Source organism: Paenibacillus sp. MZ04-78.2 (genome assembly GCF_024213375.1).
GTDB lineage: Bacteria > Bacillota > Bacilli > Paenibacillales > NBRC-103111 > Paenibacillus_G.
Map to the genome: position 1 here is coordinate 235,119 of NZ_JANAVJ010000002.1, position 22,376 is coordinate 257,494.

General features: G+C 55.1%; 21 protein-coding genes and 1 pseudogene. 8 read left to right on the plus strand and 14 right to left on the minus strand.

Features of this window, described 5'->3' with window-relative positions; all coding sequences use genetic code 11:
- Nucleotides 1-34: 34 nt before the first annotated feature.
- On the minus strand, nt 35-313 hold the full coding sequence (locus tag NLX71_RS02775; protein WP_302058045.1) for a hypothetical protein: 279 nt from the start codon (nt 311-313) through the stop codon (nt 35-37).
- 86 nt (nt 314-399) lie between these two features.
- Nucleotides 400-1,497 (minus strand): acyltransferase, encoded by a 1,098-nt coding sequence (locus tag NLX71_RS02780; protein ID WP_254362030.1) that lies wholly within the window; start codon nt 1,495-1,497, stop codon nt 400-402.
- Nucleotides 1,498-1,986: 489 nt separating this feature from the next.
- Between NLX71_RS02780 and NLX71_RS02785 the strand changes: the two genes are divergently transcribed.
- From NLX71_RS02785 to NLX71_RS02805, 5 genes are all read left to right on the plus strand, one after another.
- Complete coding sequence (locus tag NLX71_RS02785) at nt 1,987-3,357, plus strand: YheC/YheD family endospore coat-associated protein (RefSeq protein ID WP_254361963.1); 1,371 nt, start codon at nt 1,987-1,989, stop codon at nt 3,355-3,357.
- 122 nt (nt 3,358-3,479) lie between these two features.
- Nucleotides 3,480-4,649, plus strand: a complete 1,170-nt coding sequence (locus tag NLX71_RS02790) for a YheC/YheD family endospore coat-associated protein (protein ID WP_254361964.1) — start codon at nt 3,480-3,482, stop codon at nt 4,647-4,649.
- A gap of 165 nt (nt 4,650-4,814) precedes the next feature.
- Nucleotides 4,815-6,182: a YheC/YheD family endospore coat-associated protein gene (locus tag NLX71_RS02795; protein ID WP_254361965.1), complete on the plus strand. Its 1,368-nt coding sequence runs from the start codon at nt 4,815-4,817 to the stop codon at nt 6,180-6,182.
- The gene (locus NLX71_RS02800; RefSeq protein ID WP_254361966.1) at nt 6,183-7,391 is read left to right on the plus strand and encodes a YheC/YheD family endospore coat-associated protein; all 1,209 of its coding nucleotides are present in this window, start codon (nt 6,183-6,185) and stop codon (nt 7,389-7,391) included.
- Between the two features lie 15 nt (nt 7,392-7,406).
- A complete protein-coding gene (locus tag NLX71_RS02805) occupies nt 7,407-8,576 on the plus strand; it encodes a YheC/YheD family endospore coat-associated protein (RefSeq protein ID WP_254361967.1) in 1,170 nt (389 codons plus the stop codon).
- A 48-nt stretch (nt 8,577-8,624) separates the two neighbouring features.
- On the opposite strand, the pseudogene NLX71_RS02810 reads toward NLX71_RS02805, so the two are convergent.
- The 4 genes and pseudogenes from NLX71_RS02810 to NLX71_RS02825 all read right to left on the minus strand — a co-directional run bounded on the left by NLX71_RS02810 (nt 8,625) and on the right by NLX71_RS02825 (nt 10,539).
- A pseudogene (locus tag NLX71_RS02810) lies at nt 8,625-9,306 on the minus strand (HAD family hydrolase).
- A gap of 142 nt (nt 9,307-9,448) precedes the next feature.
- Entirely contained in the window at nt 9,449-10,018 is a 570-nt protein-coding gene (locus NLX71_RS02815) for a manganese catalase family protein (protein WP_254361968.1), read from the minus strand.
- 33 nt (nt 10,019-10,051) lie between these two features.
- On the minus strand, nt 10,052-10,315 hold the full coding sequence (locus tag NLX71_RS02820) for a spore coat protein CotJB (RefSeq protein WP_254361969.1): 264 nt from the start codon (nt 10,313-10,315) through the stop codon (nt 10,052-10,054).
- Nucleotides 10,316-10,335: 20 nt separating this feature from the next.
- The gene (locus tag NLX71_RS02825; RefSeq protein WP_254361970.1) at nt 10,336-10,539 is read right to left on the minus strand and encodes a spore coat associated protein CotJA; all 204 of its coding nucleotides are present in this window, start codon (nt 10,537-10,539) and stop codon (nt 10,336-10,338) included.
- A gap of 122 nt (nt 10,540-10,661) precedes the next feature.
- Between NLX71_RS02825 and NLX71_RS02830 the strand changes: the two genes are divergently transcribed.
- Nucleotides 10,662-11,354 (plus strand): C40 family peptidase, encoded by a 693-nt coding sequence (locus tag NLX71_RS02830; RefSeq protein WP_254361971.1) that lies wholly within the window; start codon nt 10,662-10,664, stop codon nt 11,352-11,354.
- Between the two features lie 74 nt (nt 11,355-11,428).
- Here the strand turns inward: NLX71_RS02830 and NLX71_RS02835 are convergent, their stop codons facing one another.
- From NLX71_RS02835 to NLX71_RS02870, 8 genes are all read right to left on the minus strand, one after another.
- Nucleotides 11,429-12,313, minus strand: coding sequence for a YitT family protein (locus NLX71_RS02835; RefSeq protein ID WP_254361972.1), 885 nt, complete (start codon nt 12,311-12,313; stop codon nt 11,429-11,431).
- Between the two features lie 56 nt (nt 12,314-12,369).
- Complete coding sequence (gene ytvI / locus NLX71_RS02840; protein ID WP_254361973.1) at nt 12,370-13,419, minus strand: sporulation integral membrane protein YtvI; 1,050 nt, start codon at nt 13,417-13,419, stop codon at nt 12,370-12,372.
- A gap of 14 nt (nt 13,420-13,433) precedes the next feature.
- On the minus strand, nt 13,434-14,801 hold the full coding sequence (locus NLX71_RS02845) for a hemolysin family protein (protein ID WP_254361974.1): 1,368 nt from the start codon (nt 14,799-14,801) through the stop codon (nt 13,434-13,436).
- Nucleotides 14,802-14,847: 46 nt separating this feature from the next.
- Nucleotides 14,848-15,984 (minus strand): radical SAM/CxCxxxxC motif protein YfkAB, encoded by a 1,137-nt coding sequence (yfkAB, locus tag NLX71_RS02850; protein WP_254361975.1) that lies wholly within the window; start codon nt 15,982-15,984, stop codon nt 14,848-14,850.
- A 110-nt stretch (nt 15,985-16,094) separates the two neighbouring features.
- On the minus strand, nt 16,095-16,421 hold the full coding sequence (locus NLX71_RS02855; RefSeq protein WP_302058056.1) for a winged helix-turn-helix transcriptional regulator: 327 nt from the start codon (nt 16,419-16,421) through the stop codon (nt 16,095-16,097).
- Between the two features lie 174 nt (nt 16,422-16,595).
- Entirely contained in the window at nt 16,596-17,690 is a 1,095-nt protein-coding gene (locus NLX71_RS02860) for an HD-GYP domain-containing protein (protein WP_254361977.1), read from the minus strand.
- Between the two features lie 194 nt (nt 17,691-17,884).
- Nucleotides 17,885-18,691 carry an undecaprenyl-diphosphate phosphatase gene (locus NLX71_RS02865; protein ID WP_254361978.1) on the minus strand — a complete coding sequence of 269 codons (807 nt, stop codon included), beginning with the start codon at nt 18,689-18,691 and terminating at the stop codon, nt 17,885-17,887.
- A 96-nt stretch (nt 18,692-18,787) separates the two neighbouring features.
- The gene (locus NLX71_RS02870; RefSeq protein WP_254362031.1) at nt 18,788-20,230 is read right to left on the minus strand and encodes a bifunctional metallophosphatase/5'-nucleotidase; all 1,443 of its coding nucleotides are present in this window, start codon (nt 20,228-20,230) and stop codon (nt 18,788-18,790) included.
- A gap of 247 nt (nt 20,231-20,477) precedes the next feature.
- On the opposite strand from NLX71_RS02870, the gene moaD reads away from it, so the two are divergent.
- Nucleotides 20,478-21,194: a molybdopterin converting factor subunit 1 gene (gene moaD / locus NLX71_RS02875; RefSeq protein ID WP_254361979.1), complete on the plus strand. Its 717-nt coding sequence runs from the start codon at nt 20,478-20,480 to the stop codon at nt 21,192-21,194.
- Nucleotides 21,191-22,267 (plus strand): ThiF family adenylyltransferase, encoded by a 1,077-nt coding sequence (locus tag NLX71_RS02880; RefSeq protein ID WP_254361980.1) that lies wholly within the window; start codon nt 21,191-21,193, stop codon nt 22,265-22,267. Before moaD ends, NLX71_RS02880 begins: the two co-directional genes overlap by 4 nt.
- Nucleotides 22,268-22,376: the final 109 nt, after the last annotated feature.

Sequence of the window (22,376 nt, forward strand, 5' to 3'; positions counted from 1 at the left end):
CCACCGCACAAGGGGTGAAAACGGACTTTTTTCGCTATTTTTTGATTTGTAAAAGGCTGCGCCTTCCCTGCAGCGATTGCTCCAGCCGCCATTTCTTCATTCGTTTGATCTTGAGCAGCTGCCGCTTCGTCTCCTCCTCCACGCCAAGCAGCTCGTGCAAATGTGCAGCAATGACGAGCAGCGCAAAAGCGATCCATCCTGCGCCGAAAACGGAAGCCAGCGTCCAGCCCCCGCCGAAATCGAGCCTTGGTACGGCGTAAAGCATCATGCCCAGCGCCAGGGCCAACCCAATGATATGACGGGTCCCCTTCAAAATTCCAGCCTCCCCTCGTACAACTTGTACGATACATTGTATGAGGGTCCCGGCCAAAATAGCACCTTAACGGCTCCTTAACTTCGCTAAGCGCTCCCGCCGGGGCTTGGATTCATCTTCTTGCGCCGGAACGACCGCATGGCTTGACCGTACAAGAACAATGCGATCCACGGAATCGTCAGACAAAGCGCGAACACCTCAAATATATAGGCATGATAAGCCCACATAGCGCTGCTGAACGGGAGGACATGCGTTTTGTAATAGGTCATCAACGCCGGATGCGCCAAATAAATGCCGAACGAGGCGGCACCTAGCGTCATGAGCACGCGCGCCGCCGCTTTGGCCCGCTCCAGCAGCAACTGGCCCAATCGGATAAAGCTCATGGCGACAAAAGCCGCATAAACGTAATACAAGACGTGTTTCCAGGGGTGGGCCAGATCAACTTTCAGCCGCACCTCTATCTGGGACAAGCCCATGAAGCCGAAGCCGAGCACCGCCGTCAGCGGCAGCACCCAGACGAAGTGCTTGCGAATCCAAGCCGCGAACGCTTCGTAATGGAGACCGATCCATCCGCCCAGCGTAAACAGGCTGAAATAGTTGATAGCGAGCGCAGGCATGTGACCGATCGGCTTCACCCAGATGTGATACGCATAAAACCCGGTCTGAATGAGTAGGCCGATCCAAATCAAGCCGCTGCGGAACCAGGGAAATGTCCGGCACAGCCACATCAACAGCGGAAACAGCAAATAAAACTGGATGATAATGATCAAAAAGTACAAGTGATACGAAGCTTCCCCCCACTTTAGCAAACCCAAAAATTCTCTCGTTTTCCAGTGCAGGTTTCCCCCGAAAAAAATCCACTGGTTGTACAAGTAATAAAAGAGCGACCAGACCAGATACGGGTACAGCACCTGCTTGACACGCTGCAAATAAAACTGCAGCGCCTGCTTGCCGCCGAAGTCGTCCTGATAGCGGTAAAACAATACCAGACCGCTGATCAGGATAAATACCGGCACGGCAAAACTGGAAAGCTTGTTGAGCGTCAGATACACCGCATAGGGTACGCTGCCCGGCCGCAGATCGACCGTGGGGTCGGCCGTCGAATGAATGATCACAACCGCGAGAATGGCGATGGCCCGGACGATGTCCAGCTCCAACAGCTTCGGCTTCGATATCGGTTTCATTTCTGTCACGTGCGTTTCTCTTCCCTTCTTACAGAAGTTCATAGGCATTTATACTATGTTTGATCCTCAGAATTTTCATGCTGAACCCTCCATATGCTTGTCGATGGGTTTAGTATATCTGCCCGAAGTGACTTTACAGTGACTTGAATGTGACAGTCTAGTCACTTGGCCCTGGTTAGACGGTTTGCTGTAGAGTAAGCGTCAAACAGCCCCCAGCGCGGCTAGCTTAGCTAGGCACACCGGGGGCTGTTTGACGTTCACCTTGTAGAAGGCACAAAAGGATCTTGCTCCGACATGAAGAATTCCAGTCATGGCGGGAGTCGATGGGCTTGCAGGCACTTGCCCGATGCTTGCAGGCACTTGCCCGATATAGGTAGTTTCTTTCACCAAGGGTTAGACGCCCTCATATGATGAAGTAGTTCGCTTCTCAATGTTCAAAGCATGTTGCGGCATGTCTTGCGGCAAGCCGGTGCTGGGAAGGAGTTCCGCATGAAAAGAACAAAGGTGACGATCCAGATCCAAAGCGCCGGCACTTCCTCGGACGGTTCCGTTCTGACGCTCAGCGAATCTGTAGTGAAAAAGTGGAAGATTCCGCTGCAGCAGCCTCTCCAGCTCCGTTTCGGCTCCAGCCGGGAGGAGGTTTCGGTCAACTCTTCGTCCAAGGCCGGCGTGCTGCGCTTGACCGGTTCGTTAGCTTCACAATGGAGTCTTGCCCACGGGGATGAGCTCTGTCTTCAATACAAAACCGGAACCCGTACGATTCATCTTGGCCCGCTGATCGGTGTCATGGTCAGCCGCGTTTACGCCAATTCCGCCGACAAGCTGTTCGGGGCGAATACCGCCTTTAGCCACGAGCTTTCCGAGGCGTGCAGGCTGTATGGCGCATCGGTGTTTTTCAGCACGCCGGAGGATTTGCGCGGACAGCGCGACGAGGTTCGGGGGTGGCGCGTCAAGGCAACCGGCGACTGGGAAAAAACGACGTTTCCGATGCCGCACGTGCTGTATAACCGTCTGACCTCGCGCAAGCTGGAAAACCGGGCCAATGTGCAGCAATTTGTGACGCAAGCCAAGAGCCGCCATAATGCGGTGCTCTTCAACGAAAAGTATTTAAACAAGACGGAAGTATTCGATGCCCTCCACAAGGAAACGGGTCTGCAGAAGTACTTGCCGGAGTCGTATTTGCTGCGGAACCTCCCGCTTCTCAAATCGATGTGCGCCAAGCATCCGACCGTGTTTCTCAAACCGATTACCGGCAGTCTCGGGAAAGGCATCATTCGGATTAAAAAACAGCCGGACGGATACATTTGTCATTTTACGAATCTGGGCGGCGCCCGTAAGCAGTCCTTTGCGACCCTTGGCAAGCTGTTCAGCACCATCTCGGGCAAATTGAAAAGCCGACGCTATCAAATTCAGCAAGGGCTCGACTTGCTGACCGTAAACGGCCGGCCCATCGATTTTCGGGCCTTGGTGCAGCGCGGGGAAACCGGACAATGGGGCATTACGTCCATCGTAGCCCGCATAGCCGGCACGCATCACTTCGTCTCCAATCTGGCGCGGGGGGGCACGCTGACAACGGCCAAGGACGCTTTGGGACGCTCCGGGGCTGCCGCGGCGGCCGGTGGCGTAGGCAAGCTGAGGCGGGCGGCCATCCAAATTGCCAAGGGCATCGAAGCGCAGGTCCCAGGACATTATGCCGAGCTCGGAATCGATCTCGCGATCGATACGAATGGCCGGGTATGGCTGCTTGAAGTCAACTCGAAGCCGTCGAAGGAGGACAATACGCCGTTGGCGGCCGGGCGCAAGATCCGACCCTCCGTCAAGAAGCTGGTGCAATACGCCCGCTTCGTGGCGAAGTTTTGACCGTTCGCCAAGCTTCCGAATCGGCGAACCGGAAAGCGGATCTCCCCCGATAACTGCCCCCCAAATATGGGTTATTTCGGGGTCCTGCGACGACACAGCTCCAACAGATCGAGGTAAAGCGCATGATGAAACCAGACCGCCCGAACAAAAGTACCGTCGGCATCATGACGACGCAAACCGATGAACATCCGCCTTTTGCCAACCGTAATTTCTACCGCCGTTTATGCATCCACGGGAGCCGCAGCGGCTTGACGGTATTCGTATTTACTCCGCCGGGCATCGACTGGTCCCGGCCGCAAGTGACCGGGTATGTCTATGATCCGGCACTCAAGGAATGGGTCAGCCGGACCTTCGACCTGCCGGCTGTCGTATATGACCGCTGCTTTTTCACCGCCCGAAGGCAGTACGCCGATTACCGGATCGCCTTGCACGGTCTGAAGCAGCAGTCCTCCGTCCGGCTGCTCGGCCACGGCTTGAAGGGCAAGTGGGACGTTCAGCAAGCGCTTCGGCGGGATGGCCGGTTTGACCGCCATCTGCCGGAGACGCAGCCGCTGCGCAGCATGCGCACGCTCGCGGATTGGCTCCGGCGGCGCGGCGAAGCGATTCTGAAGCCGCGTGGCGGCTCCCAGGGCCGCGGCGTGCTGCTCGTGCGCCGCGAAAGCGCGTCCCCTGCGGGCACGGTGAACGCCGCCGGAGCGGCGTTCACCGTTCGCGGGCGCGATCCGCGCAACCGCGCCGTCGCGTGCGGCTTCGCCGACGCCGGGGCGCTGCTTCGCTGGCTGCGCCGCTTCGTCGCGCAACGCAGCTATTTACTGCAGCAGTATTTGCCGCTGCAGTCGCAAAACGGCGACGCGTACGACGTCCGCGCGCTCGTGCAGAAAGACGGCGACGGCCGCTGGAAGCTGACCGGCATGGCCGTCCGCCGAGGGCAGAACGGCAGCCTGACCTCCAATCTGCACGGCGGGGGCACGGTGGAACCCATCGGACCGTTCTTGGCCCGCGAGTTCGGGCCGGCACGCGCCGAGAGGCTCCTTCACGAGCTGAAGCAGCTCGCTATGAGGCTTCCGGAAGCGCTGGAATCTTTTCACGGGCGGCTCGCCGAGCTCGGCATTGATTTCGGTGTCGACATGGACGGCAATAGTTGGATTCTTGAGGTGAATTCCAAACCCGGCCGCTCCATCTTTACTTATTTACAAGACGACCAAGCCAAACTGGACGCACTGACCAACCCGCTGCGCTACGCGCGGTATTTGCTGCAGCAGCCGCGTGCGCAGGCAAACGTCAGACGATAGCAGCCTTGACGAATGCCCGGCAAAATTCAGCCCACGCTTTCGGAGAAAGTTTTGCCTGCGGCAAAACTCAGCCTATGCTTTCGGAGAAAGTTTTGCCTGCGGCAAAACTCAGCCTATGCTTTCGGAGAAAGTTTTGCCTGCGGCAAAACTCTTAGGAGGTTCAACATGAGCTTGACAACTTGCACGATTCATGTCACCCAGCGTCAGGAGCGGGTCGTCTACCTCTCCGGCGAATTGGCGCGGGCGCTTAAAGTATCCAAGACACGAAACATACATCTGCACCTCGGCAGCAAAAGCGTATACGCAGGTTTGAAGCTGCTGAAAAAGAGCGGCTACCATCTGTATTTGCCGTCATTCCTTTACACGCAGCTTCGCATTCCCCGGGCCGGTACCAGCATGATCACGTGCAGCAACGGCAAAGACATCCGCATCGGCCCGCTGATCGGGATCTTGACCAACGTTACGGAAGGGAACAGCACCCCGTTCGGCAATCGGACGGAGTTTATCCGGCAATTTATGCGTGTCGGCTCCGACAAAGCATTCTACTTCGGCTTTTCCCCCCAAAGCGTCAATTGGTCTCAAGCGACCGTTACTGCCATTCTCCCGCGCGGCGAAGGCGGCTGGGTACGCAAAACGGTACCGCTGCCCGATGTCGTCTACAACCGGCTGCCCAGCCGGAAGGCGGAGCGGCTCGAATCAATGAACGCTTTCAAACAGCGGTTTATTCGCAGAGGGATTCCGCTGTTCAACTGGACTTTTTTCGACAAATGGGATGTCTACAATTTGCTGGAAGGCACCGAAGCTTCCCGCTTCGTTCCCGAATCCCAGATCAACCCCTCCTCTTCGCAAATTAAGGAAATGCTGGAGAAACATAAATTTATTTATTTGAAACCGACCGGCGGCAGCCTCGGCATCGGCATTTTCCGCCTGACGTACAATCCGAAGCGCGGCTACTTTGTCCGTTTCCGGCGCGGGGGACGCAATGTGCTGCTGCGGTTCAGCCGGTTCGAGGCTCTCATGTCGCTGCTCAACCGGCAGAGTGGAAGATTGAACAACTACGTTGCCCAGCAGGGGATTCGGCTGATCGAAATCGACAGCTGTCCGATCGATTTCCGTTTTCACATGACCAAGAACGGCAATAACCAATGGGTCGTCGCCGCCATCGGGGCCAAGAAAGCAGGCAAAGGCAGCGTCACGACCCACGTGCGCACCGGCGGTCAGCTGATGACTCCCGATCAGGTGCTTCGGCAAATTCTCGGCAACCGGGCGGATGCGGTGCTGACGAACGCCAAAGAAACCGCCGTCAAGCTGGCGGAGGACATCGAAAAAAATTACCGTCATACCTTGGGCGAGCTCGGCTTCGATATCGGGATCGACCAGAACGAACACCTCTGGATGTTTGAGGCGAACTCCAAGCCGGGGCGGTCCATTTTCAAGCATCCGGCGCTGAAGGAACAAGGAAGAGCCTCGCTGCAAAATATTCACGACTACTGCCTCTACTTGAGCCGATTTCGGTCAAGGAGGGATTCCTGAGTGGATACCAACACCAACACCAACGCACCGTCCAAGCGCGAATATCCGACGCTGGCCATTCTTACTCACTCGGATGAAACGCGAATTTTTCGCGGGAATCAAGAAAATTTTATCGACCTGATCCAAACCGGTGCAGAGCGCGGCGTTCTCGTCTACGTCATGACGACGAACGATTTCAAGCTGTCCGAACGCAAAGCCGTCGGATACACCTACAATGCGGCCGACAAAACGTGGAGAAGAAGGTTGTTCCCTGCCCCCCACGTCATTTATAACCGGATTCCTTACCGCAAATTCGAGCTGCTCCCCGAGGTGCAGCAGGTGATTCAAACCTGCATGCGGCAGAGACGGATCCGTTTTTTCAACCCATCCTTCTTTAATAAATGGACTTTGTTCGAATGGCTCAACCACGCCAAGAATACGCGGAGCTATATTCCTGTCACGAAACGTCTCTCCTCCGGCGAGGAGCTCGATAAGCTGCTTGCCGAGTACCCGTTTCTGTATCTCAAGCCGATTCGCGGCAAAGCCGGCAAGGGCATCATGAAAGTAAGCCGAAGCCTTCTCGATACGAAGTCCAAAATATTTGAGCTAAGCATTCAGGAAAAAACGAAAAGCCATATCTCCCGTTACCCGAGCGTCTCCCGGCTGTGGTCGGAAGTACAGGGGCTGATCGGGAGCAAGGACTACATCATTCAACAAGGAATTTCCCTCTCCAGCTATAAGCAGCGTCCGTTCGATCTGCGGTTACTCGTGCAAAAGAACGGCAAGGGCCTATGGAGCGTCGCAGGGGTCGGCGCCAGACTGGCCGGAAAGCTCAGCATCACGACCCACGTTCCACGGGGCGGCTCGATTGACGATCCCGCCAAGCTGCTTACGTACTCCTTCGGCGGGCCCGAAAGCAGACGAATCATCACCCGCGCCAAAAAAGCCGCGCTCACCATCGCGAAGCAGATCGAGAAGTCCAGCGGCCATACGTTAGGCGAGATGTCTATGGACCTTGGCGTCGATCAAGAAGGGCACATTTGGTTTTTCGAGGCAAACTCCAAGCCGATGAAATTCGATGAGCCGCCGATCCGCAAAAAATCGCTTGAAAATCTGATCCTGTACTCCATCTATTTGTTTAAACACAAACCGAAAAGCCCTCTCAAAAAAACGGCTGCCTTTCCCCTTCGAACTCAACCAAACGCCGAGCGAGATAACTTGGAAAGATAGGCAGGTGAGCGGCACTTGAGTACCCAACTTGGCGTGCTGGCTATGTATATGCCGGGAAAGAAGCTGGAAGAGCTTTCGTTTTATCGCAAACTGAGCGTATGCGGACAAAAACTTGGGGTCGATGTGTTCGTGTTCACTCCAGACGATGTGGATGACAACCGATCGCGAATCTACGCGCTCGCCTATAACCAAGCAACCCGCTCATGGACCCGCAGGTGGGTCGGCTTTCCGCCTATCGTCTATGACCGTTGCCGGTATCACGGGGCGGACAATTACCGCAAGATCACGCGCTTCCGGCAAAAGTATACCAAGCTCCGCTACCTGAGCCGGCCGCTTGCCAACAAATGGACCATTCACCGCCTGCTCTCGGAAAATGAAAACATCACTCCGTACTTGCCTTCCACCATTCATTACAAAAACCGGAAACAGCTGGAGCAGTTTCTGAAAAAGCACCCGATCGTGTATATGAAACCGAAAAGCGGCACCGGGGGGCGCGGTATTGTCCGCTTGCAGCAGCTGCGGGGAGGCCGCAGTTATCTCATGCAGGGGAGGGATGCGGAGCGCCGCATTTTGCCGGCGAACAAGGTAACCGCAGCGCAAATTCCGGCGCGGCTTGCCGGCTGGGGATTGCAGAGCAAATACATCGTGCAGCAGGGCATTCCGCTCGAGCTGAAGGACGGCCGGGTGCACGACTTTCGGATGCTGGTGCAAAAAGACGGTCAAGGGAAGTGGCAGGTAACCGGATGCGCCGGCCGCATCGGACCGCCGTTTTCCGTCACTTCCAATCTGCACGGGGGCGGGACAGCGATCTCGATGGAATCGCTACTCAAAAGCCGCTTCGGGACGGAAGAGAAAGTAAAGAGCATCCAGGAAACCGCCTATACCCTCGGGCTCCATATCGCGCAGCATCTCGAAGCCAAGTTCGGCACGTTTTGCGAAGCCGGCATCGATCTGGCGGTCGATCCGTCGGGGCATGTCTGGCTGCTGGAGGTCAATCCGAAGCCTTCGCGCGACGTATTCCGACGAACCGGAGATTTGCAGACGTACCGCAGTGCGATTCGCCGGCCCATCGAATTTGCTCTCTATCTGCTCCAAAAAAGAGCGGCGACTAAAGCCAATACCAAACCTTTTGAACTTGTTCCGCAATCCCAACAAAGCGAATCTAACCAAGACCAGTCTGTTTAATGCAGCGGTCTTTTCTTTTTTGCCAGATTTCCGGTTTTGTCCGCTCCTTTACGCTTCGAGCAACGTCGGAAGGTCACGGAAATCCGCGATGCGGACGTCGGCCTGATCCAGCTCTCCCTCTTTGCGGAACCCCGCATAGTCGCAGCCGACAACGAAGAGCCCGTTCGCATGTCCCGCCTCGACGTCCGAGGAACGGTCACCGACCATCCAAGCGTTTGCGATACCGTGCTTGTCCAGCAGTTGCCGCACCAGATCCACCTTGGAGCGGGTCGCAAATTCCCCTGCGCTATATAAACCTCCGCCTTCAAAAAAGCGGTTCCAGCTCTTGGTGACGGATGACGCCTTTGACGTAAGCCTCCAGACCGTTGCTGGCAATGAACAGCCGCACGCCCCTCCGGCGCAGCTCCCGCAGCGTGTCGGCAACGCCGTCATACAGCTTGCCTTCCCCGCGCGCCATTCCCTCTACTAGCAGCTTCAGCAATAGCTCGTCCGCGCGACGGTGAACCGTCACATCGACATCCGGCATCACCAGCTGCCATATGTGCTCCAGCAGCATGCCAAGCCCGCTCAGTATGTGTTTCTCATCCGGCGTTTCCCCTTGAAACAGCCCTTCCGCACGCAGCTGTTCGAATGTAGCGTGGTAAGCCGGCAGCAGCAGCGTTTCCGTCTGAAACAGCGTCCCGTCCAAATCGAATATCATCGCTTCCGGTGTTCTCTTGTTCGTCGACATTCCCTTACTCCTCCTGACATCCGCATAAACATATCACGTCTTATAGAATCATGATTGCCACAGATTGTCAAACGGATGAATCACTCGGACACTTCATCAAAACATACCAACAGGGCACGCCAAGATAGGCTGCCCTGTTCGCTTAAAACACCTTTTTCGCCCCCTGCTCCGCCTTCAAAATCTCCACCGCCTCGCGGAAGCGAAGCGAATGAATAACTTCGCGCTCGCGCAAAAACTTCAGACCGTCCTGCAAATCCGTGTCATCCGTCATGTCGATCAGCCATTGATAAGTGGCGCGAGCTTTTTCCTCCGCGGCGATGTCCTCATACAAATCGGCGATCGGATCGCCTTTCGCCTGAATATAGGTAGCGGTCCACGGCACGCCCGCCGCGTTGCTGTAATACAGCGCTCGATCGTGATTCACGTAATGCTCGTCTAGTCCTGCGGCCTTCAGCTGTTCCGTCGTGGCATCCTTGGTCAGCTTATAGATCATTGTTGCAATCATTTCCAAATGAGCAAACTCCTCCGTCCCGATATCCGTCAGAACCCCGATCACTTTATCCGGTATCGTATATCGCTGATTCAAATACCGCAGCGCCGCCGCCAGCTCGCCGTCCGCACCGCCGTACTGCTCGATCAGCAGCTTTGCCATGCGCGGATCGCACTTGCTGACCCGGACCGGGTACTGCAGCTTTTTCTCATAAATCCACATCGCTCAAGTCTCCTCTCCTCGTTCGGCCTTGAATCAGACCTGCCACGGCCACGGCGGCTCCCACCATTGCCATGGATATCTCGAATAGCTGTGACCATACTGCAAAAGCGGACCGAATTCGGACTCGTACCGTTGGGCCAGAAGCTGGCGCTGCTGCGCACATTGATTAAACTGCTCCAACGCCTGGGCGTCTCCAGGGTGCGTATCCAAGTAAAGTGTCAGCTCCACCAGCACGAAATCGATCGCTTGCAGCTCCTCCAGAAGCGTGTAGTAATGGGGGGGCAGCGGTTGTTTCATGCCGTTCACCTCCTGTCTTTTCAGCAATGTTTGGCTTCGTAAGGACTATACAGCGCAGGCCAGAGTGTACCGCACCGGAGCGCCTGAAGCGGGGGATATTGAGGAAGCCCCGGCGGTTGAAACTGAATGTACAGATTTGGCGGAATAACATAGGTCTTAACCATAATCGGCGGACAAGGGTCGAAGGGACTGACATACGGATACCATTCTTTCTCAAGATCCATGGCCGGAAATGCCTCCTTTAGCAATCTACCAATATTTATTCATTGCCGCTCGTCCATTATACGTATAAAATGACAAAAACTTCATCTGCCCCCTGCAGAAGAAAAAAAGGAGTTGAAGCAGCTTGTTTAAGAAAGCGTTCTCAAAAAGACTACTGCTAACGATCGCCGCCTCTTGCCTGATCGCGGTCCCCTCCGCTTTCCCGCATTCAACTTACGCGGCTGCCGAACAAACCACAGCCGTCTTGTCCCAAGGCGTATCGGGAACGGCGGTGACGGAGCTGCAGCAAAATCTTCAAACGCTCGGGTATTTCACCTACCCGCACGCTACCGGATATTACGGCCAGTTTACGGTGCAAGCCATCCGCTCCTTTCAGCAAGCTTATAGTTTGCCGGTTACCGGCGCCGCTGACGGAACGACGCGAACCGCGCTGTCCCGCGCTCTTGTGAAGAAATCCATCCTCGCCGATGCAACACGATACATAAGCACGCCATACGTGTGGGGCGGAAGCACGCCTGCCGGCTTCGATTGCTCCGGTTTTATCTATTATTTGCTCTCGAAGCAGGGAGTCCCCATGCCCCGGACCAGTTCGTCCGTGATGGCCGGTATGGGCTTTGCGGTTGACCGGGACCGTCTCATGCCCGGCGATTGGGTATTCTTCGGATTAAACAAGCCCGGCGTCGTCTCCCATGTCGGCATCTATATGGGCAACGGCGAGTTTATCTCCGCCACCCGCTCAGCCGGAATCGCCGTACAAAAGCTGGACAACAGCAGCTACTGGGGGCCCAAATACCTCGGCGCCCGCCGCTACTATTGATTGCTGGCGGTCCTCCTTTGTTTCATGACAAAAAAACCGTCCGCAGCCTTGAATGGCCGTGACGGTTTTTCTCTTTAGTGAATATCCTTTTTCTTAAAGCGTCCGCCCTGCACGTCGTGGATATTGCCGACTGCGAGAAACGCGGCTTCATCAGTCTCCTCGACGATCGACTTCAGCTTCGCTTCTTCCAGCCGGTTGATGACGCAGAAGATGACCAGCTTGTTGCCGCCGGTAAAGCCGCCTTCGCCTTGCAAATACGTGACGCCGCGGCCCAAACGGTTCATAATGGCGTCTCCGAGCTCGCGGCTGTTCTCGCTGATGATCCAGACGGATTTGGATTCGTCAAAGCCTTCGATCGTAATGTCGATCAGCTTGAAGGCGATGTAATACGCGATCAGCGAATACATCGCGTGATCCCACCCGAACACGAAGCCGGCGCTGCTCAGGATGAACAGGTTAAAAAACATGACCACTTCGCCGACCGAGAACGGCATCTTCTTGCTGAATACAATGGCCAAAATTTCCGTGCCGTCGAGCGAGCCGCCCGAACGGATGACCATGCCGACGCCGATGCCGACAATAATCCCCCCGAACACCGCCGCAAGCAACGGATCGTTTGTTAACGGAGGAACCGGATGAAGCAGCCATGTGCCCAAGGACATAAGGGCAACCGCAAATAAGGTAGATAATGCGAACGTTTTACCGATTTGCTTATAGCCGATAAACAGAAACGGAAGGTTGAGTAATAAGAGAAATACGCCGATCGGAATACCTGATAAATGGGAGCTAATAATCGAGATGCCCACGATTCCCCCGTCAATGATTTTATTGGGCACCAAAAAGTTTTCCAGTCCGACCGAGACGAGCGCCGCCCCCAATACAATAAAGAAGGCGCGCATTACCAGTTTGGGCAACTTTAATTTGGAATGCTGCTTTGCATTTTTAAGACCTGCCTGCATTGCCTCTCCCCCTTAGATTGCCGTAAAACCGTATGAACGACAAATTTTAGTTATAGTTACTGTTCCAACTTGATGTTGATTTTAAGCAAACCGACCCGGCGAAGCGCCTGGTACACGATAATTAACACGGGGCCCAGAATCAGACCGATCACTCCGGCCAGTTGGAAGCCCACATACATGCTGACTAACGCCGCCAAAGCATTGATCCCGACGGCGTCGCCGATAATTTTCGGTTCGATCAGACGGCGGAACAGCATGATGACGAGCAGCAGGATGATCAGCCCGGTTCCGAGCCGCATATCTCCCGCGAGCATGCTGTATCCCGCCCAAGGAACGAGCACGACGCTTGTGCCAAGCACCGGCAAAATATCCACAAGCACGATAAGCAGCGCAACGGCAAGCGGATAATTGACCTTCAAAACAAGCAACCCGACCAAGGTCACCACATACGTTAGCAGACTAATCAGCACCTGCGCGAACAGGAAGCTTAGAAGAGCGCGGCGCAGATCGTTCAGCACCGCAGCCACCTTCGGTCTCGACTGTGACTCGAACAGATTCAGAAACGACTGATGCAGCTTCGGCAAGCCGAACGAAATCAAGTAAAGACCGATCACGAACACGACAGAAAACACGAGCAGATTCGGAATCGCTTTGGCCACGTCGAGGAAATAGCCGGAGACAGCGGCAATGATGCTTTTCAAGTTTTCCGTAAGCATCCCGGCTCCCGCTTCCACGTAGCGCTCCACCTGCTCGGCAACGTCATACGGCAGCAGCTTATAGAACAATTTGTTTCTTGCCGACGAGTCTTCAATAAGCAGCTTGGCGTCGCTCAAATAAACGGAAGCGTAATTCCAAAATTGAATGAGCTCCGTGACGATTTTGAAGCCGATCAGATAGACGAAACCAAGCAGCGAGCCGGTAAAAAGAGTGCAGACCACGGCGGAAACCGTCACACGCCTGCCGCGGAACATTCGTGTCAGCAGCAGAACAATCGGTTCAAGCAACAGGGCAATCAACATGGCGAGCAAAAACGGGAAGCCGATGGTGAATAGTCCGTACAAAAGCACGGCGCCAAGTACGCAAAATACGATCGTTCTAAGCGACATCGAACGGGTACCCCCTATTCGTTAGGATGGTTTTGAGCAGCAAGCGGACCCAAAACGTGCTGTTTCTGAACAGGTTGAATGTTTACACGCAAAATACGCAAACGCTCGACCTCCGTAATTTCGAACAAGAAGCCGTTCTGCTCCAGCCTTCGGCCTTTGGAGACGGAGCCCTCCAACTGCTTGAACAGCCAGCCTCCGATCGAATCCACCTCGTCGTCCTCGATCCCGAGGGCAAGCCGTTCGTCAAGATCCTCCAGCAGCACGCGCCCGTCAACGGAGTAAGCATCTCCGATCTTCTCCACCTCGGGCAGCTCCGTTTCGTCGAATTCGTCGTGAATCTCGCCGACGATTTCTTCGAGAATGTCTTCGGTGGTAATCAGCCCCGCCGTTCCGCCGTATTCGTCGATCACGACGGCGAACTGGGAACGCTTCTTCTGCATTAGCCGAAGTACGTGGCTGATTTCCATCGATTCGGGCACCATAATCACCGGACGCAAGAAATCTTTGAGATCGTGTTTCTTGTCCGGATCGCAAGTGAGCACGTCCGACATATGGACAAATCCGATGATTTCATCTTTATCGTTCGTGGCCACCGGATAGCGCGTATGCTTCGTTTCGTAAACGATTTTTAAGTTATCCTCAAAGCTGAGCTCGGTAAACAAACAATCCATATCGGTCCGCGGAAGCATAATTTCTCTCGCGACCCGATCGGAAAACTCAAATATATTAGCGAATAACGCCAGCTCGTCTTTGTCGATATGACCGCTCCGGGCGCTCTGGTCCATCAAAATCCGAATTTCTTCTTCCGTATGGGCTTCTTGCTCGATAGCAGGCCGAAACCCGGCCAGCTTCAAGAGCTTGTTCGCGGCGCCGTTCAGCAGCCAGATTACCGGATAAAAGAGTTTGTAAAACAGCATTAAAGGAGCCGACAGCCATAGAGAGGTTGCTTCCGATTTCTGAATAGCCATGGATTTGGGCGCTAGCTCGCCAAGCACGATATGCATGAAGGTGATTACGGCGAATCCGATCGCAAACGACAAGGCATTGGCATACCAGGCTTCTTCGAGTCCGAACACGGCCAAAGCCGGTTGGACGATCAGATGCGAGATAGCCGGTTCGCCTACCCAGCCCAAGCCCAGCGACGCCAGCGTAATGCCAAGCTGCGTGGAGGACAGGTAAGCATCCAGCTTTTGGGTTACGGCGAGCGCATACTTGGCTTTCGGGTTTCCCTCGCTCTCCAACTGCTGCAGGCGCGTAGTCCGGACTTTCACCAATGCAAACTCCGCTGCGACAAAAAAACCGTTCAGCAGCACCAAAAACAAGACCAGTAAAAGATTAAGCGAAATTAATCCGAAATCGAACCCCGTACTGTGACTTTCCAAGAAGGATCAGTCTCCTTTGCAAAAGTAAAATGAGATAATGACTGAATTACACAAATGCTTTCCGCTTGCCGAAATCGACATCTTTATAATACGTATCGACGACCAGAAGATTCGGTCCGCAGCAGTTCGCCGCCGGACAATGGCAGCTCACGACTTTATTCAGGCGATGTCCTTTCCAGCGCTCGAAGACTTGATCGAGCCGATCCGCATGAATGTTGCCAAGCGCCGGCACATCCGCAAAATCGGTGACGAAAACATCGCCCGTGAACAAATTCACGTTAAGGCGGTTGCGGCCGTCCGGGTCGTTGCGCACGGTCACGTTCGGCTCGCGGCGAAGACGGGTTACCAGCTCCCGGTCCTCCTCCAGCGGGCTGCAAGCATAAAAGGGCAGCGTGCCGAACAGCATCCATAAATCACGGTCGCGGTCGTCGAGCAGCCGATGAATCGCGGCCCGCGTCTGATCCAGTGTCAGCACCGGCAAATTGGAGGCGAAAGCGCTTGAATACATCGGGTGCACCTCGTGGCGGCGGCATCCCATCTCTTGAATCAGCCGATGGATTCCGCTTAGCTTCCCGTGCGTCCGGTAATTGATCATCGATTCCGCCGAAACGAACATCCCGCCGCTAGCGAGCGCTTTCGCATTCTCGACCATCCGTTCATATAGCTTGGCCGCCGTCGTGGCAGATACTCTTCGGTCTGTCCGGACGAACCCGACTTCGTAGAAATCGTCGGCGTTCAAATAGTTGAATGAAATATGCATCACGTCGAGATAAGGAGCCATCGCTTCGTATCGTGAAAGGTCCAGCGTCACGTTGGAATTGATCTGCGAACGGACTCCCCGTTCCCTGGCGTAACGCAGCAGGGGGACGATATAGTCGCGCACCGTCTGCTCGTGATAGCTCGGCTCCCCGCCGGTGATGCTGATCGTCTCCAATCCCTCGACTTCGTCCAGCCGCTTCAAGATGACATTCAGCGGGATGCGCGGTCCTTCCGATACCATGAGCGATTCGCCGACGGCGCAATGCTCGCAGCGCATGTTGCATAAATTCGTCACGGTCAGCTCGACGCTCGTCAACCGGTGTTCGCCATGCGTTTGCAACGAGCGCAGCGGGTCCCACGGATCGTATTCGGGCGTTATCTGGGGCAATACGGGCACATCGTTGACGATTAAACGGTTGAACATGTTGTTTTTTCACACCTGACTTGTTTAAAAAGTAAAATCTAACAATAATATATTACCCATTGTATCGTAATACGATTGAAAATAAAACCGCCGTCCTGCCGCATCGTACCTTACTCCCGCTGTTCGGAAAGGTCGCTGCCGCGCGGCTTTGCCCATTTTCTTGCCCAATTTCCCATTTCCACAAGTATGGTTTGAAAGTCTTTGCCTTTATCCGTTAAGGAATATTCGACGGTAACCGGTACCGTAGGAAACACTTGACGAAGAATAATCTCATGCTCCTCCAGATGACGCAAAATATCGGTCAATGATTTGGTGCTGATATGGTCCAGATTACGGCGCAATTGATTGAATCGCTGCGGACCTTTAAACAGTTGACGGAGGACAAGGAAAGACCATTTTCCTCCGAAAATTTGGAGTGCCTCCTCCACGGAAGCCATGCATTCCTCTTCGTTTGAAATTGGGTCCACTCGATCACCTCCTTACGAAAGGGAAGTTAGTTTATAATTTAACATTATACTAAAAAATCAGCTATGCTTCAAATTAAAATCCAAGCGCCTGACAACATCAAAAAAAAGACAGCTTCCGGGAAGCTGCCTCTGCATACGCTGAAACTATATAGGTTTATAGTTGACGCCGGTGATCATGACCGACAGCATTTTGGACAAATCGATTTCGGGCGTATCCTTCAGCTCCTGTCCCTCCGCATCCTGCAGCAGCCGCACGACCGGGCGCTGCGGCACGTTCGCATTCAGATCGACAACCACTCCCGTTTCACCCGTGTTTAAAGTAACGGTAATGCCAATCGGATAGATGGCGATTTTATCTCGGAACAGCTCGATCTGCTGGGTTTCGTACAAGGTGCCCGATCCGGTAAACAAAATTTCCATCGCCTGATGCGGAAGCATGGCGCTGCGGTACACGCGGTGGGTCGTCATGGCGTCGTAAGAATCGACCAGCCCGATCCAGCGCGCGTATTCGTGAATTTCCGAGCCTTTCAGTCCGCGCGGGTACCCGCTGCCGTCCAGTCTTTCGTGATGCTGAAAGGCACAGTGCGCAGCAAGCAGCGGAATGTTGGGCTCGTCCTTCAGAAATTGAAAGCCGAATACCGTATGGTGCTTGATCTGCTCATATTCGCTGTCCGACAGCTTTCCTTTTTTGCGCAGCAGCTCAAGCGGAATTTGGGTCTTGCCCACGTCGTGGAGCAGCGCCCCAAGGCCGAGCGTCATCAGCTCTTCCCGCTCGTACCCGTGCGCCATGCCAAGCATCGTCGCATAGATGCACACATTGAGTGAATGCTGGAACAAATATTCGTCCATGAGGCTTATATTGGTCAGCATAATCATGGCATCCTTGTGCTGGCTCAAATCGTCCAAAATCATGCTCATCATCCCGCGAAACGCTTTGCCGACCTGCAGCTGACCCACCAGCTTGCGCTTGACCTGATCCTCCATCATTTTACGGAAGGAGGTCCGGATCTGGGTAATCGCATGGAGCCGCGTCTCTTCGCTAAGGACATCGCGGACAATCAGATCCCGGGTTCGAGGATCGTCGATATATACAAAGTCTACACCATGCTTGCCCAAGCGGGTAATAAGCGCCTGCGTCAATTCCACCCGCTCGCCAAGCAGTGTCAACCCATCCGAGTTGTATATTTTTTTTCCAAGGCGCATGCCGGGTTTGACTATGCTTAGCGGAAGCAAACGCATTTACGAACCACGTCTTCTTTCTAAAAGAAAAATTTAGAAAATTATCAATATGATTAAGCGTATCGAATTCGAATAAAAAGAGCAATATATTTTTTCGCGTTTTGACAAAATTCATATGATCTGCTGACAAAAAAAGCCGAAAACGAGAGAAACCCCTCAATTTCCGGCAAAATATTGTCGAATTCCGAACAATGCTACCGCAGCACGAAAATCCAGAACAGCGCGGCGGCGACAAAGCGATAATACGCAAAATACGACATGCTGAACTTTTGTACGAATTTGATGAACGTGACGACCGCGAGCAGCGCTACGATGAATGAAACGATAAAGCCGATGGCAAAAAATCCGAGAGCGCCGGAAGAGAACATATCGAGGTTTTTTAGCAGCTCGTATCCGGTAGCCGCTACCATGACGGGGATGGCGATAATAAACGTAAAGTCGGCGGCGGCCTTGCGGCTCGCCCCGGCCAGCATCCCTCCGGCAATCGTCGATCCCGAACGGGAGAAGCCCGGCCAAATCGAAATGATCTGCCATAGACCGATGAAGAACGCCTGCTTGTACGTCAGCTCGTCGACATCGTGCGCCGTTACCTCTGGCTGGAACTTCTCCCCGACGATGAGCAGCACACCTCCGAGGATCAAGCCGATAAGCACGGTGGACGGCAAGAAAAGGTGGGCTTTAATAAAGTCTTTCGTCAAATACGCGATCGCCAGCGTCGGCACAATCGCCAGCATAATATGCAGCAAGTTCATCCCTTTGCCTGCTTTGGGCTTTTCCTTGCTGAGGCCGAAGAGCCGCAAAATCCGTTTCCAATACACGACGACCCCGGCCAGTATGGCGCCGAGCTGAATGACGATCTCGAACGTTTTGATCAATTCATCCGTATCCGGAATCCCCAGCAGCGTGCTTGTCAAAATCATGTGGCCCGTGGACGAAACAGGCAAAAACTCCGTCAAGCCTTCCACGATGCCGATAATCACCGCTACCCACCAATCGTGCATACGATCCTCCACTCTCTCCCACGAATTGATCCAGTTCGTATCATTTATCGCTTTTTATATTCTAGCTTGTTTGCCGCGGATTGTACACACCGGGAATTAAGTATCGTGCGGCGATTCTCCGACCGTGCGCCATCGCCGGGAAAAGCTGCGCTGAAGCGACGTTTCGTCGCAAAGCTCCCGGAGCAGCACATCGCGCAAAAATTCCGGCAGGAAGAATTGAGGCTCCGTCCCTTCTCCGAGAGACGTGAAGCCGACCCGGAACGTAAACATGTCGATGGAGCCGACCCAATACTGCCGCTCCGCCTCCAGCGGCTGCCCGCCGACGTCCACGGCGCGAATTTTCGCATAATCGGCCCCTTCCGGGTCGTAATGTACCGTAAGTCCGTCCATGCACAGCGTCCCGAGCACTTTGCCGCGAAAGCCGTAGCCGTACAGCGGTTTGTCCATAAACTCGGGAAGCAGCGATTCCTCCAGCGCGCGAAGCAGCCGCGTTCCGGTCAGCTTCATCCGGCACGGGTTGATCGGCGACGGGCATAATTGAAGCAGCATACCGGCCGATACCGGGCCTTGCAGCAGCCCGCCGAGCAGCTGTCCGGCATTGACCAGGCCGATCTCGGCTCCCGTCCACCGGCGCAATCCCCCGGCCAGCAAATTCCCGAGCGGCGATTCGCCATACCAATCGAACGGCATCTCGACAGGCAGGCGGGCCACCTCGCGGTCCAATTCGGCGGCGGCGCGAAGGCTATACTGCCCGATCAGGCTGCGGATCTCCTCATCCTCCGGCTCGATAGCCACCGCTTGTACGGAAGCCTCCGCACGCGCCAGCTTCTTTTCCGCAGGGTCCCATTCCAAATCGACGACTCCGACGTATTGTCCGTATTTGCCCGCGGCGCAGACGAGCGTCCCGCCGATGCGCAGCGGTTCTTCGAGCAGATGATGCGTATGCCCGCCTAAGATCAAATCAATGCCCGGCACTTCGGCCGCCATGCGCTCGTCGTTGCGCAGCCCAAGATGGGACATGACGATGAGCACGTCCACTTCGGGACGAAGCTGCCGGACAAGGGGCGGCACGGCGTCGAACGGCTCCCGCACGTCCCACCCGAGCAGGTTATAAAACTCGGGAAAGCAGGCGGTGACTCCGATCAGCCCGATGCGCAAGCCCGCTTTTCGGACGATATGATACGGCACCGCCCAAGGTGGCAGCGCTCCCGTAGCCGATGACGGCAGGTTGCAGAGGACGGTGGCGAAGCTGGCCTGTCGGCCATACAGCTCCGAAAGCACGTCCTCCGTATAGGACAATCCCTCGTTGTTGCCGAGCGTGACCGCTTCATACCCGGATGCATTCAGCACCGCGATGTTCGCCCGGCCGTCCGTCCCTTCGGTTTCCGGACGCATCCGGTCGATATGATCCCCGATATCGAGCGTAAGCGTCCGCTCTTCTCCGGCTTCCGCGCGAAGCCTCCGCAGGACGGAGGCGATGCGGGGCATTTGTTCAAAGTGGCTGTGAATATCGTTCGTATGAAGGACGCGCAGCCTCATTCGTTCGATCACAAAGGCACCTTCCTTCAAGTAGCGAGTAGATGAACGGAGCAACCTCCATCTCCCTTGAAACATCACCAACCATTATATCATTTTTCGCTAAAAATATGGTATGCTGAAACTTAAAAGAACAGCCCGCAAAGCCGGTGAATCGCGAGCTTGACGGCGGCCGGAGCAACCCTCTGCCGCACTGAGGCTCCATTCGCCGGACTTCGAAAGGCCGCTAGAACGAAGGAGTAGAGCAACCATGAAGCTGAAGCTGCTGCTTTTCGCCGGATTGGCCGAGCATTTCGGTTCTCCGGTACTGGAGCTGGACATAGAACAAGACGGGCTGACGCCGCAGGAGCTCAAAGCGCTGCTGGCCGCCCGCTACCCCACGGCATCGGACGTGCTTAAGCAAGCGTTCGTCGCGGTGAATCAGCAATATGCGGACGATGCGGTCCGCATCACCGGGCAAGACGAAGTCGCGCTCATCCCGCCGGTTTCCGGCGGCGAGCCGGAGCCCTACGCCATCACCCGCGATCCGATCCGTACCGATGAGGTAACGGCTAAAGTGCTGCACCCGGACCATGGCGCGACGCTGGCGTTTGTCGGCACCACCCGGGAATTTACCCACGGCAAAAGGACCGTGATGCTGGAATACGAAGCCTACGAGCCGATGGCGCTGAAAACGATGCGTCAAATCGGCGACGAGCTGTCCTCGCGGTGGCCGGGTACGCGGCTCGCGATTACGCACCGGCTCGGTACGGTGCCGGCAGGCGAGACGAGCGTCGTCATTGCCGTATCCTCCCCGCACCGCGACTCCGCCTATGAAGCGAGCCGTTATGCCATCGAGCGGCTGAAGCAAATCGTGCCGATCTGGAAAAAGGAAATATGGGAAGACGGCTCGGAGTGGAAGGGACATCAGCAAGGTCCCTGGAATCCGGCAGCCGGTCTTCCGCAGGAAGGAGAGACGCTGGCATGAATGTATCCGACAGCATGACGGAGCAGCAGAACGTACAAGTCGCAGACCGGGAACGGTATTCGCGGCAGATGCTGTTCGCCCCCATCGGGGAAACCGGCCAAGCCAAGCTGCTGCAAGCCCGTATCGCCATCGTGGGTATGGGCGCGCTCGGAACGGTGCTCGCCAATCATATGGTGCGCGCCGGTATCGGCTTCGTGCGCCTGATCGACCGCGACTTCGTCGAGCGGAGCAATCTGCAGCGGCAGATGCTTTACGACGAAGCGGATGCGGCCGGCTCCGCGCCCAAAGCGGAAGCGGCTGCGGCCCGGCTTGGCGCGGCGAACTCCGGCGTTGTCATCGAACCGGTCGTGGCTGACTTGAACTTCGCCAATGCCGAGCAATGGCTGTCCGACGTCCAGCTTATTCTGGACGGCACGGACAATTTTGCGGTGCGCTTTTTAATTAACGATGTCAGCGTCAAGCACGAAATTCCGTGGATTTACGGCGGCGCCGTAAGCTCCCGCGGCGTCTCGCATACCGTCATTCCCGGCGAAACGCCTTGTCTGCGGTGCTTGTTCGACCAACCGCCCGCGCGTGGCACGACGGAAACATGCGATACGGCAGGCGTGATCGGATCGATCATTCATACGGTCGCCTCCCACCAAGCGGCCGAAGCGCTCAAGCTGCTTGTGGGGGTCCATCAGCAGCTAAGCCGCAAGATGGTCCATTGGGATCTCTGGTACAACCAATACGCCGCGATCGACGTGTCGAAAGCGCGCAAAGCAGATTGCCCTTGCTGCGCGAAACGTCAATTCGAATACCTGGATGCTTCGCTGGAGGAAGATACGATCCAGACGCTGTGCGGCCGGAATTCCGTCCAAATCCAGCCCGTTGCCCCTGCAGCGCTATCTTTGGAAGAATGGGCCGAACGGCTTCAGCCGCTTGGACCGGTCGAGAAAAATCCGTTTCTCCTCAAGCTTCGTTTGGACGAATCGTTGACATTGGTGCTTTTCCCGGACGGACGAATGATCGTACAGGGCACCGAAGACCCTATTCTGGCCAAAAGCTTGTACAGCCGCTATATCGGAATGTAATTCGTTTACAAATACAAAATACGAAAATTCGTTAAAAATATTAATTAATTTTTACTTCATTCGACAAAATTCGAGTGCCTTGGGTTCATTTTCCTGTTATCATGAGACA